The organism is Sulfitobacter sp. M13 (assembly GCF_053474885.1).
This window is the reverse complement of record NZ_CM130281.1, coordinates 2,219,219-2,232,123: the sequence shown is the minus strand read 5'-3', so window position 1 is coordinate 2,232,123 and position 12,905 is coordinate 2,219,219. Positions and strand designations below refer to the sequence as shown.

The 12,905-nt window shown below is 59.4% G+C and carries 12 protein-coding genes; 9 read left to right on the top strand and 3 right to left on the bottom strand.

Annotated features, from left to right (window positions below; all coding sequences use genetic code 11):
* Positions 1–21: 21 nt before the first annotated feature.
* A complete protein-coding gene (locus ACVBAU_RS10690; protein ID WP_138923295.1) occupies positions 22–438 on the top strand; it encodes a DUF4112 domain-containing protein in 417 nt (138 codons plus the stop codon).
* 73 nt (positions 439–511) lie between these two features.
* Here the strand turns inward: ACVBAU_RS10690 and ndk are convergent, their stop codons facing one another.
* A complete protein-coding gene (ndk, locus tag ACVBAU_RS10685) occupies positions 512–934 on the bottom strand; it encodes a nucleoside-diphosphate kinase (RefSeq protein WP_093732261.1) in 423 nt (140 codons plus the stop codon).
* Positions 935–1,038: 104 nt separating this feature from the next.
* Here ndk and ACVBAU_RS10680 point away from each other — a divergent pair, with 104 nt between their 5' ends.
* Genes ACVBAU_RS10680 through ACVBAU_RS10670 form a run of 3 tightly spaced genes read left to right on the top strand, consistent with a single transcriptional unit; the run spans position 1,039 to position 4,232 of the window.
* Positions 1,039–2,901 (top strand): ABC-F family ATP-binding cassette domain-containing protein, encoded by a 1,863-nt coding sequence (locus tag ACVBAU_RS10680; RefSeq protein ID WP_448328971.1) that lies wholly within the window; start codon positions 1,039–1,041, stop codon positions 2,899–2,901.
* Positions 2,902–2,957: 56 nt separating this feature from the next.
* Positions 2,958–3,596 (top strand): MarC family protein, encoded by a 639-nt coding sequence (locus tag ACVBAU_RS10675; protein ID WP_448326250.1) that lies wholly within the window; start codon positions 2,958–2,960, stop codon positions 3,594–3,596.
* Between the two features lie 51 nt (positions 3,597–3,647).
* Entirely contained in the window at positions 3,648–4,232 is a 585-nt protein-coding gene (locus ACVBAU_RS10670) for a retropepsin-like aspartic protease family protein (RefSeq protein ID WP_448326247.1), read from the top strand.
* A gap of 17 nt (positions 4,233–4,249) precedes the next feature.
* On the opposite strand, the gene ACVBAU_RS10665 is transcribed toward ACVBAU_RS10670, so the two are convergent.
* Together ACVBAU_RS10665 and ACVBAU_RS10660 are read right to left on the bottom strand one after the other, a co-directional pair.
* The gene (locus ACVBAU_RS10665) at positions 4,250–4,708 is read right to left on the bottom strand and encodes a DNA polymerase III subunit chi (protein ID WP_448326245.1); all 459 of its coding nucleotides are present in this window, start codon (positions 4,706–4,708) and stop codon (positions 4,250–4,252) included.
* A gap of 5 nt (positions 4,709–4,713) precedes the next feature.
* Positions 4,714–6,186 (bottom strand): leucyl aminopeptidase, encoded by a 1,473-nt coding sequence (locus ACVBAU_RS10660; RefSeq protein ID WP_448328969.1) that lies wholly within the window; start codon positions 6,184–6,186, stop codon positions 4,714–4,716.
* 137 nt (positions 6,187–6,323) lie between these two features.
* On the opposite strand from ACVBAU_RS10660, the gene lptF reads away from it, so the two are divergent.
* From lptF to pdxA, 5 genes are read left to right on the top strand one after another with little or no spacing between them, the layout of a single operon-like run.
* Positions 6,324–7,454 (top strand): LPS export ABC transporter permease LptF, encoded by a 1,131-nt coding sequence (gene lptF, locus ACVBAU_RS10655; protein ID WP_448326243.1) that lies wholly within the window; start codon positions 6,324–6,326, stop codon positions 7,452–7,454.
* Positions 7,451–8,548 (top strand): LPS export ABC transporter permease LptG, encoded by a 1,098-nt coding sequence (gene lptG / locus ACVBAU_RS10650; RefSeq protein WP_138923302.1) that lies wholly within the window; start codon positions 7,451–7,453, stop codon positions 8,546–8,548. The genes lptF and lptG overlap by 4 nt, the downstream gene beginning before the upstream one ends.
* Before the next feature lies 1 nt (position 8,549).
* Entirely contained in the window at positions 8,550–10,664 is a 2,115-nt protein-coding gene (locus ACVBAU_RS10645; protein WP_448326241.1) for an LPS-assembly protein LptD, read from the top strand.
* A gap of 5 nt (positions 10,665–10,669) precedes the next feature.
* Positions 10,670–11,887, top strand: a complete 1,218-nt coding sequence (locus tag ACVBAU_RS10640; protein WP_448326239.1) for a peptidylprolyl isomerase — start codon at positions 10,670–10,672, stop codon at positions 11,885–11,887.
* Positions 11,884–12,870, top strand: coding sequence for a 4-hydroxythreonine-4-phosphate dehydrogenase PdxA (pdxA, locus tag ACVBAU_RS10635; protein WP_138923304.1), 987 nt, complete (start codon positions 11,884–11,886; stop codon positions 12,868–12,870). Before ACVBAU_RS10640 ends, pdxA begins: the two co-directional genes overlap by 4 nt.
* Positions 12,871–12,905: the final 35 nt, after the last annotated feature.

Below are 12,905 nucleotides of genomic sequence, written 5' to 3'. Positions count from 1 at the left end.
CCCAACAGGACACCCTGCCCCATGCCCCATTCCCCTGATGTTCAGCACGATCTTGATCGCCTGCGCGGTCTTGCCCGCACGATGGACAGCGCGTTGCGCGTGCCATTGTTGGGCATCCGGTTGGGCTGGGACAGTATCCTTGGCCTGATCCCCGGCGTGGGCGATGTTCTGGCGCTGGCACCAGCGGGCTATATCGTCAAAGAGGCGCATCGCATGGGCGCAAGCAGATCGGTCTTGGCACGCATGGGCGCGAACGTCGGCATCGACCTTGCGATCGGTGCAATCCCCTTAATCGGTGATATCTTTGACATCGGTTGGAAGGCAAACACACGTAACGTCGATCTTTTGCACCGTCACCTTGAGGAAACGGCCCCGATGAAAACGGTCAGCCCTGTCGATGGCGCGCTGTCGTCCCATCACCCGACCCTTAAAGGCTAATGCCAAACACGCCGCATAAAAAAGGGGCCGCAGCTTCCTGCGACCCCTTTCATCGGTCTAAACCCGTTAAGGCTTAGCCAACCAGTTCCAGACCGGAGAAGAAATACGCGATTTCTACTGCGGCTGTTTCTGGAGCATCGGACCCGTGAACGGAGTTCTCGCCAACGGATTCAGCGAATTCTGCGCGGATGGTGCCAGCTGCGGCGTCGGCTGGGTTGGTTGCGCCCATAACTTCACGGTTTTTCGCGATGGCGCCTTCACCTTCAAGAACCTGAACGATAACCGGCTCGGACGCCATGAATTCGCACAGTTCGTCATAGAAAGGACGCTCGGCGTGTACAGCATAGAAGACGCCCGCTTGTGCCTTGGTCATGTGAATACGCTTTTGTGCGACGATGCGCAGGCCGGCTTCTTCGAATTTTGCGTTGATTTTGCCGGTCAGGTTGCGGCGTGTCGCGTCTGGTTTGATGATCGAGAATGTGCGCTCAAGGGCCATGATAGCTCTCCTAGGTGGGGTTGATTTGGCCGCTCCCTAGCATGGGTCATCCCCCGTGAAAAGCCGCGATTGACGCGGGGCCAGACATGGTCCACACCGCGTCCATGTTAAGCATTTCAGAAATCAACTATTCCGTCGAAGGCCGTCCCTTGTTTGAGGAAGCCAGTGCGGTCATCCCCGAAGGCCACAAAGTGGGCCTCGTCGGGCAAAACGGTGCGGGTAAAACCACGCTTTTCAAAATCATTCGCGGAGAGCTGTCACTTGACGCAGGCGACATCAGCCTGCCCTCGCGTGCCAAGATCGGTGGCATCGCTCAAGAGGTGCCGTCGTCTGACGTGTCGCTGATTGAAACGGTTCTGGCCGCCGATGTGGAACGCGCCGCGCTGATGCACGAGGCTGAGACGACGGACGACCCCGCGCGCATCGCCGAGGTGCAGACCCGTTTGGCCGATATCGACGCCTGGTCCGCCGAAGGCCGTGCCGCCGCGATCCTCAAAGGCCTCGGCTTTGACGATCATGACCAGCAGCAACCCTGCTCTGCCTATTCGGGCGGCTGGCGGATGCGCGTGGCACTTGCGGGGGTTCTGTTTGCGCAGCCCGATTTGCTGCTATTGGACGAACCGACCAACTACCTCGACCTCGAGGGTGCGCTATGGCTGGAAAACTACCTGTCGAAATACCCGCATACGGTGATCATCATCAGCCACGACCGTGGTCTGCTGAACCGCGCCGTTGGTGGCATCCTGCACCTCGAAGACCGTAAGCTCACGTATTATCAGGGTAATTACGATCAATTCGCGAAAATGCGGGCCGAAAAGCGCGCACAGCTGACCGCGCAGGCGAAAAAGCAGCAGGCGCATAAACAACACATGCAGGCATTCGTTGACCGCTTTAAGGCCAAGGCGTCCAAGGCCAAACAGGCCCAATCGCGGATGAAGGCCATCGAAAAGATGGTGACGATCACGCCACCGGAAGAAGCCGCGCGCAAGGTCTTTACCTTCCCGCAACCTGACGAGCTGTCGCCACCGATCATCAGCATTGAAAACGGGTCGACCGGATACACCGAAGGCCAGCCTGTGCTGTCGCGCCTGAATCTGCGGATCGACCAAGACGATCGTATCGCGTTGTTGGGTAAAAACGGTCAGGGTAAATCGACGCTGTCCAAGCTGCTGTCCAACCGTCTGGTGCTGTTTGATGGCAAGGCGATCAACTCGAGCAAGCTGCGGATCGGTTTCTTTGCGCAGCACCAAGTGGATGAACTGGTCGTTTACGAAACGCCGCTTCAGCACATGATCAGCGCACGCCCCGGTGTGATGCAATCAAAGCTGCGGGCGCAGTTGGCCGGGTTTGGTCTGGGGCCGGATCAGGCCGATACCGAAGTCGGTCGCCTGTCGGGTGGGCAAAAGGCACGTCTGTCCCTGCTGCTGGCCACGCTGGATGCACCGCATCTGCTGATCCTCGATGAGCCGACCAACCACCTTGATATCGAATCGCGCGAAGCGCTGGTCGAGGCACTGACGCGCTATTCTGGCGCTGTGATCCTTGTCAGCCACGACATGCACCTCTTGTCGATGGTGGCAGACCGTCTGTGGCTTGTGTCGAACGGCACTGTTCAGCCCTATGAGGATGACCTCGAGGCGTATCGCAAGATGCTGCTGACCGTTGAAAAGCCTGTCAGTAAGAACGCCAAACAGGCCAAGGAAGCCCCTAAACCGAAACGCGCCAACCGCGAAGACATCCTTGCCCTGCGCTCGGAAGTACGTACCGCCGAGGCGCGGGTGACCAAGATCAACGATATGCGTGACAAACTGGCTAAAAAGCTTGCGGACCCTGCCCTTTACGAAAAGGAAAAAGTCGGCGAACTTGAGGTTTGGAACAAGAAATACGCCGAAGTCATGGCCGCCCTTGAACGTGCAGAGGCGATCTGGATGGGCGCATTGGAAAAGCTGGAAACCGCGTCTGCCTGAAGACACGGGGCCGGCACTAAAGGTATAAGGACGGGGGCTGGCCCCGGTGGCAGTTTATGATGGCACTTGATCTGGCATTCACGATCACGGCGTTCGCGACCATGATCGTGATCATTGACCCCTTTGCGATTGGCCCGATGTTTCTGGCCCTGACCCCCGGCATGACCCCGCACCAGCGGCGAATGGTTGCATGGCGCTCGGTTATCATTGCCGGACTGATCTTGCTGGTCTTTGCCGCCTTTGGCGAGGCCGTGCTGGGGTTCATCGGGATCTCCATGCCCGCCTTTCGGGTGGCGGGTGGCGTGCTGCTTTTCCTGACAGCCCTTGATATGTTGTTCGATCGCCGGACCAAACGCCGCGAAGGCCATGCCGAAGCGGATGATGACCACGACGATCCGTCGGTGTTCCCGTTGGCCATTCCGTTGATCGCCGGTCCCGGCTCTATCGCGTCGGTGATCCTGCTGACGGGCGAGAAGCCGGGCCTCGAAGGGTTGGCGACCGTGGTCGCCATTACCTTTGCCGTGCTGCTCATCATGGGCATCACCATGCAGGCCAGCGGCTATCTTGAAAACGCCTTGGGCAAGGTCGGGATCAACGTGATCACGCGACTTTTGGGGATGCTATTGGCCGCCCTTTCGGTGCAATTCGTGCTAGATGGCCTGAGCGCCTTTGGTTTCGGGCCGGGGCCGGGCTGACATTCCCATGCCCTGCCCCCATATTCTTGGAAGACTGCCAAAGGATATATGATGCCGGATATTGAAACAGGGCGTTTGATCTACCTGATTTTGCTCGTGGCGATGGTTGCGGGCTGGTTCTTTATGCAAAGCCGTCAGGGGGTGAATAAAACGCTCCAGCAGGTCGCAGTTTGGGCCATGATTTTCATCGGCGTTGCCGCGGGATACGGGCTTTGGGGCGATATCAGCCGCAGCGGTGATATCCCGCGCCAAAGCTTTCAGGCGGGAACCGGCAGCGTCACCCTGCCGCGCGCGCGCGACGGTCATTATTATCTTACCGCCACGATCAATGGCACGCCGCTGCGCTTTGTTGTGGATACGGGCGCAACCGATATGGTGCTCACCCGCAAAGATGCCGAGGCCGCGGGGCTAAAGCCAGACGATCTGAAGTATCTGGGGCGCGCCAGCACCGCCAATGGCGAAGTGCGCACCGCCTATGTCAGGCTGGCCGAGGTTGAGCTGGGCGGCGTGCGCGATACCAATGTGCCTGCTGTCGTCAACGCAGGCGAGATGCGGCAATCGCTGCTCGGGATGGGCTATCTGCAACGCTGGGGCCGGATCGAGATTACCAACGGAGAGCTAATCCTCACGCGGTAATTGTGCGCGTAAAGCCCTTAGGTCTCTGCCTTTTTTTCCCACCGGCCCGATTCTTCGGACCAGTATTGCGCCAATGCTCCCGCGGCCTTCAGAGACTTCCATTGGTCGCGGGCCACGTTCAACGCGTGCTCGTCCAACCCGTCGAACAGGATGCAAACGCGGTCCAGCGCGGCAACTTCTTCGGCGGATACGGGCGCTCCGTGGATCGAAAACACGCAGGTTGCACGGTTGGGTGCAGCGTTTTGGGTGGTCAAAAGCACCGGCTGATCCGCATCATGGGGACCGCCCGCCAACCCATGCGGTGAAAACCCGTCATCCGGCCCCCGCCACAGGGCGACATCCAGCTGTTCGAGCAGGTTTTGATCGGTGCCACGTACCGCCACGCGCCAACCAGCGCCTTGGGCCTTGCCCAAGAGCATGGTCAGCGTCTCGACCAGTGGTCGCTGGGTCAGATGGTAGAAGTACGCGGCACCCATCAGGTTTACTCTGTCTCGTAGAGGTTTGAAATCAAACGGTTCAACGAGGCAACGCCCCAGCCGGTCGCCCCCACAGGTGCGAGCGCTGTTTCAGATTTAACCGAGGCAACGCCAGCGATATCAAGGTGGATCCAGGGCATACCGTCTTTGATAAACCGTTGCAGGAATTGCGCCGCTGTGATCGACCCTGCAGGACGACCGCCAATGTTTTTCATATCAGCGATGCGGCTTTTCAGCAGCTTGTCGTAGCCCGCGCCCATGGGCATGCGCCATGCGCCTTCGCCTTCGGTTTTTGCTGCCTTAAGAAATGCGTTGCACAGCGTGTCGTCGTTCGAGAAGACGCCCGCATTGTCATGGCCCAAGCCGATAATGATCGCGCCGGTGAGTGTCGCCAGATCAATCACACCCGCCGGATTAAACCGTTCCTGCGCGTACCACAGCACGTCACACAGCACCAAACGCCCCTCGGCGTCGGTGTTGATGACCTCGACCGTGTCACCCTTCATTGTTTTGATGACGTCACCGGGGCGGGTTGCCGTGCTCGATGGCATGTTCTCTACAATCCCGACAAGACCGACGACATTTGCCTTAGCCTTGCGCAACGCGAGGCTGCGCATCACGCCGGACACGACGCCCGCGCCGCCCATGTCCATGGTCATGTCTTCCATGCCTGCGCCGGGTTTCAGGCTGATCCCGCCGGTGTCAAACACGACGCCCTTGCCGACCAGCGCCAGCGGGGCCGCGTCTTTCTCGCCGCCGTTCCATTTCATCACCACAACATAGGACGGGCTTGCCGACCCTTGCCCGACGCTGAGCAAGGTGCGCATGCCCAGCTCTTCGAGCTTGGCGTCGTCCAGCACTTCGACCTCGAGGCCAAGGGATTCCATCTCGGCGAGACGGTTGGCAAATTCGGTGGTGGTCAGGATATTTGCGGGTTCGTTGGTCAGGTCGCGGGTCATAAAGGTGCCGTCTGCGATTGCCATCAGCGGCGCTGCGGCAGCCTCGACCTCTTCGGGCTTGGAGTTCATGATCGTGACCTGCCCCGTGCGCGGCTTGCCGTTGCTTTTACGATCTTCAAACGTGTAATCACGCATCGCCAGACCAAAACACAACTCTGCCGTTTTGCGCAGGCCACCGGTCAGGACCAGCAGATCAGCGGTGCCACGGCGTTTGGCGAGCGACGCACCCGCAGCCCGCAGCGCTTCTTGGTCGGCATTGTTCTCCAACTTCACCACATCCACGGCCTCTGCCGCCATGCCGGTCGGAAACCCTAGGCTGACGGCATCGCCCGCTGACAATTTCGTGAAGCTATCACTGGCAACGAGCCGCTCCAGTGCGCCTTTGGTAAGCTTGTTGATGCGTCGCGCCGAGGGGTTCAGCGTGCCATCCGCGCCCACGGTGACAGCAACGCGGCCTGTATGGCCTGCAATCTGGTCAATATCGGTTTGGGTGAATGTCATTGGCGTCAGTGCGGTCATCATGAACCCCTTTTGTCTGAATTTTCCTTAGACGTATCCTGCGTGCGCCGGTAAGGCCAGATAGCAGTTTTCGCGGGCGGAAATTTCCTTTAACGTCCGGCGAAAGTTAACCCGCGTTGATACCTAAGGGATGCAGATTGGCCAAGTTCGACCGCTATATGTTGTCCCAGTTCCTGATCCTGTTCAGCTTTTTTGCGCTGGTTCTGGTGGCGATTTTCTGGATCAACCGCGCTGTGGTGCTGTTTGACCGGCTGATCGGCGACGGCCAGACCGCGCTGGTGTTTCTTGAATTCACCGTGTTGGGGCTGCCCAAGCTGATCACCACGGTGCTGCCAATCGCGACCTTCGCGGGGTCGGTTTATGTGATCAACCGTATGACCAGCGAATCCGAGCTGACCGTATTGCAGGCAACGGGCACCAGCCCTTGGCGTCTGGCACGGCCGGTGTTCGTCTATGGGCTGTGCGTTGCGCTGATGATGTCGGTGTTGACCCATTTGCTTTTGCCCCTGTCGAATGCCCAGCTATCAGAACGCGAGGCCGAGATTTCGCAGAATGTGACGGCGCGGCTGCTCACCGAAGGGACATTCCTGCACCCCACGTCAAAGGTGACGTTCTACACCCGCGTGATCGATGCCGATGGGGTTTTGCGTGATGTGTTTCTATCTGACCGCCGCAACCCCGACGAGGGCGTGATCTATACCGCATCCGAAGCCTATCTGATCCGCAACGGCGACGGCACGACCTTGATCATGGTTGACGGCATGGCGCAGCGGCTTGAAGTGGCGGGCACGCGTCTGTCGACCGCCAAGTTCCGCGATTTCTCGTTTGATATTTCGGCCTTGGTCAGCAGTAAAAGCGCGAAAAGCACGTCCATCGACGCGATGACCACAGCACAGCTGTTCGCGGACTGGGACCAGCTTGAGACCGCCACGAAATCCACATCGGGCGAGATCGCAGAAGAGTTGACCGCGCGCTTTGCCTCTGCCGCTTTTTGCATGATTGCTGCAATGATTGGCTATGCGACGCTTGTGCTCGGGGGCTTTTCCCGGTTCGGGGTCTGGCGCGAAATCGTGATCGCCTTTGGCCTGTTGATCGCGATTGACGGGCTGCGTGGCAGTTTGGTCGAAACTGTGCGAGAGAACGCAGATCGCTGGCCATTGTTGTTCCTGCCCAGCCTGATCGGTGCCGTGATCGTCATCGGGATGATCTGGCAAACGGCGCACCCCGGCTGGACCAAACGGTTGGGTAAACAAAGGGACGTCGCATGATCCTGCATCTCTATTTCGCCCGCCGTTTCATCATGGGCTTCGTGCTGATCTCTGCCGTGCTGTTTTCCTTGCTGGTCCTCGTCGACATGGTTGAACAGGCGCGGAAATTCAGCAGCTATGACATCGGCTGGCCTCGGCTTTTCGGGATGACCTTGCTGAACACACCCGAGACGATGAATCTGATCCTGCCTTTGATCATGATCCTCGCCACGGTGGTGCTGTTTTTGTCGTTGGCGCGGTCGTCTGAACTGGTTGTGACCCGTGCCGCCGGTCGGTCGGCTCTTAGCGCGTTGCAGGCACCGATTTGGGTGGCCTTCATTATCGGCGTTATGGCCGTGGGCATGTTGAACCCGATCGTTGCGGCAACCGCGAAAAAATACGGCCAGATGACGGACAGTATCCGCGCGGGCGGGACCTCTGTTTTGTCGGTCAGCGCCGAAGGGCTGTGGCTGCGGCAAGGCAGCGACGATGGGCAAACCGTGATCCGTGCTTGGCGATCAAACAAAGATGCCTCGGTGCTTTATGACGTGACTTTCCTGACCTACGCGCCGGATGGTGGCCCGAAGCGCCGGATCGAAGCGGGCAGCGCCGCGCTTGAAGACGGAATCTGGATATTGGCGGATGCAAAGTCATGGTCGTTGGAAGTGGGTGTGAACGCCGAAGGCGCGGCAGAGACGTTTGAGACGCTTACCCTGCCCTCGACCCTGACACTGGATCGCATCCGTGACAGCATTACCGACCCCGGCGCGGTGTCGATCTATGATTTGCCCGATTATATTGAACAGCTTGAACTCGCTGGATTCAGCCCGCGCCGCCACAAGGTCTGGCTACAGACCGAACTGGCGCGGCCGTTCTTTCTGGTGGCGATGGTTCTAGTTGCGAGCGCTTTCACCATGCGCCATACGAGGTTCGGAGGCACGGGCGTTGCCGTGTTGGCGTCTGTCTTGTTGGGGTTCGGGTTGTATTTTATTCGCAGCTTTGCGCAAATTCTGGGAGAGAACGGGCAGATCCCGGTTCTTCTTGCCGCATGGGCCCCGCCCGTCGCGTCAATTCTCTTGGCGCTTGGTCTTCTTTTACACGCAGAGGATGGCTGACATGCGCCGTTTGCTCCTGACCCTTCTTGTGGCCCTTGGATTGCCTGCTGCTGCGCAAGACAGCGCTCGTCCCGCTGTGTTGGTAGCCGATGACCTTTTTATCACCCGTGACAGGGAACTGGTCGCCCGAGGCAACGTAGAGGCGTTTCAGGGCACCACCCGTATTCGAGCGTCCGCCATTCGCTATAACGACCAAACCGGTGCGTTGGTGATCGAAGGGCCGATCGTGCTGAACGATGGGGACGGTACGGTCATTCTTGCGGATGCCGCCGAGCTGGATCAGGGGCTGCAAAACGGGTTGTTGCGCGGCGCGCGCATGGTGTTGAACCAGCAGGTGCAAATGGCCGCTGTGCAGATCGACCGTGTTGAAGGGCGCTATAGCCAACTGTATAAAACCGCCGTGACCTCGTGCAAAACCTGCAACGATGGCGAGTTGCCCCTGTGGCAGATACGCGCCCGCCGCGTGGTGCATGACACCGTGGCGCAACAATTGTATTTCGACGATGCGACTTTTCACATCCGGTCCGTTCCAGTCTTTTATCTGCCGCGCCTGCGCCTGCCCGATCCGACACTAGAACGCGCGAACGGCTTTCTCGCGCCGTCGGTCCGCACGACGTCGCTTTTGGGTACGGGGCTGAAGCTGCCGTATTTCATTACGCTTGGGGAAAGCCGCGACCTGACGTTGACCCCTTATCTATCGTCGTCGACCCGCACCCTCGAATTTCGCTATCGCCAAGCGTTCATCAATGGCGAGATCCAGTTTGACGGTGCCTACACGCGGGATGACCAGGAACCCGGCGACACCCGTGGCTACCTGTTTGGCGAAGGACGGTTTGATCTGGAGCGCGACTATCAACTGAGCTTCACAATAGAGGCCGTGAGCGACAGTTCGTATTTCACCGAATACGGTTATGCGGATGATGATCGTCTGCGCAGTGATCTGACCCTGTCTCGTGCGCGGCGCGACAGTTTTGTGCGCACCAGCCTTTATAACTTTGAAACCCTGCGCGCTGGCGAACTAAATAGCACCCTGCCGACCGTCGTGATCGACGGCGAATTCGAACGGCGCTTTTTCCCCAAAGCATGGGGAGGAGAACTGCGGTTCGGCCTCGAGGCACACAGCCACTGGCGCAGTTCAAACGAGGACATCATCGGCCGTGATGTATCTCGGATCAACGGGTCGCTCAAATATCTGCGCCGCTTTACCCACCGCTCGGGCCTTGTGACGGATACGCAGGTCGGGACGACGTTCAATTTTTTTGCCATCACCCAAGATAGCAGCTTTGCGCAGAACCACAGCGATGTGGCTCCTTTTGGGGCTGTTGGGTTCAGCTATCCGATGGCCCGCCGCGAGGCGGGCGGCGCCTCGCAGGTGCTGACGCCTGTGGTGCAACTGGGCTGGACCGATGGGGGCAGGCTCGACATTCCGAACGAAGAAAGCACGCGCGTCGAGTTCGATCAGGGCAATATCCTGTCATTGTCGCGCTTTCCGCGCCCCGACCGGCGTGAACGTGGCACCACCGCAGCGGTGGCCGTCAACTGGTCGCGCTTTGATCCCAATGGCTGGGATACCTATGTGGCTGTTGGTCAGGTGTTTCGCAGCGTGATCGATCCCGAGTTTACCGATACATCCGGTCTGTCTGGCGCGCGCTCAGATGTCTTTCTGGCCGGCCAGATCAGGAACAACGCTGGGCTTTCGCTGACCGCGCGCACGCTGGTGGATGCCGACTTCGACATCTCAAAGGCAGAGCTGCGCGGGGGCTGGAACTTTGGCAAAACCACCGTCGAAGGGACCTATGTCTGGCTCGAAGCTGATCCAGGTGAAGACCGGACCGAGGCAATTTCAGAAGTGTCGCTGGACGGCAGCTATGACATCAACCAGCAATGGTCAGCCAGCGCGGATGTGCGCTATGACGTGCAAAACAGTACCGCAGCGACGGCGGGGCTTGGCCTGACCTACAATAATGAATGCGTGAGCGTCGACCTTTCGGTGCGCCGCCGCTATACCTCTTCAACAAGTGTTGAGCCCTCTACCGATATCGGGTTTAACGTCGGCCTGCGGGGCTTCTCGGCCTCCAACGGAACAGAAAGATATGAGCGATCATGTGGGAAATAAGTAAGATGAACCTGAACCGTCTGACACGAAGCATCGCCGTCCTTGGGCTTGGTCTGGTGACCAGCGCCCCCGTTTCGGCGCAGAATCTCTTTGCGCCCGTGGCCAAGGTGAATGAATCCGTTGTGACTGAATTTGAGGTGCAGCAACGCCGGCGCTTTCTTGAAGTGTTGAACGCCCCTGGTGCGACCCGCGATGGGGCGCTGACTTCACTCATTGACGAACGCCTGCGCAACGAAGCGGTGGCCGAGGCGGGGATCGAACTGACCCCACAAGGCATCGCTGACAGCCTGTCCGAATTTGCGTCGCGCGCGGATCTGAGCACCGAAGAATTTACCCAAGCGCTAGGTCAATCCGGTATCTCGCCCGAAACGTTCCGCGATTTCGTCGTGAATTCCATCGGGTGGCGTGAACTGGTGCGTGCCCGCTATGCCAGCCGGGTGCAAATCACTGATGCGGAAATCGACCGCGCATTGGGTGAAAGCAATGGCAGTGGCGTGCGCGTTCTTGTATCCGAGATCATCATACCCGCCCCAACGCAACAGGCGGCACGGGTAAATGCACTGGCCGAACAGATTTCCCAGTCCAAATCGGCGGCTGAATTTTCGAACTACGCCAGCCGCTATTCCGCGACCGCTTCGCGGGGTCGTGGCGGGCATCTACCGTGGCAGAACCTGACTGACCTGCCCCCGAGCCTGCAACCGCTGATCCTCAGCCTTGCGCCGGGCGAAGTCACCGATCCTCTACCAATCCCGAACGCCGTGGCGCTGTTTCAGCTGCGCGACATCGAGGAAACGAACGTCACTGCACCGACCTATTCGGCGATCGAATATGCGACCTACTACATCCCCGGCGGACGGACCGAGGCAGCACTGGCACAGGCCGCAAGCATTCGTGGCCGGATCGATAGATGTGATGATCTGTACGGTATTGCCAAAGGCCAGCCCGCCGAAGTGCTGGAACGTGTCACCCAAGCCCCCGCAGAAATCCCGCAAGACGTGGCGATTGAGCTGTCAAAGCTGGACCCCGGCGAAGTCTCAACGACGCTGACCCGCGCCAATGGTCAAACGCTGATGCTGCTGATGATGTGTGGCCGTACCGCTGCTGCCAACGCATCTGCCTCGCGCGAGGAGGTGACAAACGCGCTGCGTCAGGAACGGCTGACCGGCTATGCCGAACAGCTGCTAGAACAACTGCGGGCCGACGCGCGCATCGTTCGCAAATGACCCAAGCCAAAACGGGCTTGGCCGACAAGCCGGTTGTGATCTCTTGCGGCGAACCCTCTGGCATCGGGCCAGAGGTCGCCGCACGGGCTTGGGCGATGCTGGCAGGCGAAGTGCCACTTGCCTGGATCGGCGATCCGCGCCACCTGCCCCGTGATATCCCCCATTGCATCATTGATAGCCCGTCCGACGCGCGAGAGGCAGGCAGCACCGCCCTACCCGTGTTGCGCCACGACTTTGCCGGTGACGCGGTCGCAGGACACCCGGATCCGGCCAATGCGCAGGGCGTGATCGACGTAATCGCGCGCGGCGTTGACCTGGTGCGCAGCGGGGTTGCCTGTGCCTTGACCACGGCCCCGATCCACAAGAAAGCGCTGAAAGACGGCGCGGCTTTCGCCTATCCCGGTCATACGGAATACCTTGCTGCGCTGGCCGGTGGTGTTGAGGTGGTGATGATGCTGGCCTCGGATCAGCTGCGGGTCGTGCCGGCGACAATCCACATTGCATTGGATCAGGTCCCAAATGTCCTGACCCCTGCCCATTTGCGCCGCGTGATAGAGATTACATCGGCGGGGCTGATGTCCCAATTCGGGATCAAAACACCCAGAATTGCAATCGCGGGCCTGAACCCCCACGCTGGCGAAGGCGGCACGATGGGCCGTCAGGAAGCCGACTGGATGAACACGCTCGTTACGCAGATGCAGGGCGAAGGCTTTGACCTCAGCGGACCGCACCCTGCCGATACGATGTTCCATGCTGCCGCGCGGGCACGATATGACGCGGCGATTGCCATGTACCACGATCAAGCGCTGATCCCGATCAAGACGCTGGATTTCGACCGCGGCGTCAACGTTACGCTCGGCCTGCCGTTCATCCGAACCTCGCCTGATCATGGCACTGCGTTTGACATCGCGGGTCAGGGTATTGCCAATCCTACCAGCATGGTCGAAGCGCTGCGTATGGCGTACCGTATGGCGCAATCATGAGCGTCCGCCCCCCGTCTTTCGCCGTTTCACAGGTC

Bases quoted from the DNA above. Each gene is read 5' to 3' on its own strand.
- ACVBAU_RS10680 (WP_448328971.1), top strand. From the start codon at position 1,039: ATGTTAAGCATTTCAGAAATCAACTATTCCGTCGAAGGCCGTCCCTTG.
- ACVBAU_RS10640 (WP_448326239.1), top strand. From the start codon at position 10,670: ATGAACCTGAACCGTCTGACACGAAGCATCGCCGTCCTTGGGCTTGGT.
- ACVBAU_RS10665 (WP_448326245.1), bottom strand. From the start codon at position 4,708: ATGGGTGCCGCGTACTTCTACCATCTGACCCAGCGACCACTGGTCGAG.
- ACVBAU_RS10690 (WP_138923295.1), top strand. From the start codon at position 22: ATGCCCCATTCCCCTGATGTTCAGCACGATCTTGATCGCCTGCGCGGT.
- lptG (WP_138923302.1), top strand. From the start codon at position 7,451: ATGATCCTGCATCTCTATTTCGCCCGCCGTTTCATCATGGGCTTCGTG.
- ndk (WP_093732261.1), bottom strand. From the start codon at position 934: ATGGCCCTTGAGCGCACATTCTCGATCATCAAACCAGACGCGACACGC.
- ACVBAU_RS10660 (WP_448328969.1), bottom strand. From the start codon at position 6,186: ATGACCGCACTGACGCCAATGACATTCACCCAAACCGATATTGACCAG.
- ACVBAU_RS10675 (WP_448326250.1), top strand. From the start codon at position 2,958: ATGATGGCACTTGATCTGGCATTCACGATCACGGCGTTCGCGACCATG.
- ACVBAU_RS10645 (WP_448326241.1), top strand. From the start codon at position 8,550: ATGCGCCGTTTGCTCCTGACCCTTCTTGTGGCCCTTGGATTGCCTGCT.
- ACVBAU_RS10670 (WP_448326247.1), top strand. From the start codon at position 3,648: ATGCCGGATATTGAAACAGGGCGTTTGATCTACCTGATTTTGCTCGTG.
- pdxA (WP_138923304.1), top strand. From the start codon at position 11,884: ATGACCCAAGCCAAAACGGGCTTGGCCGACAAGCCGGTTGTGATCTCT.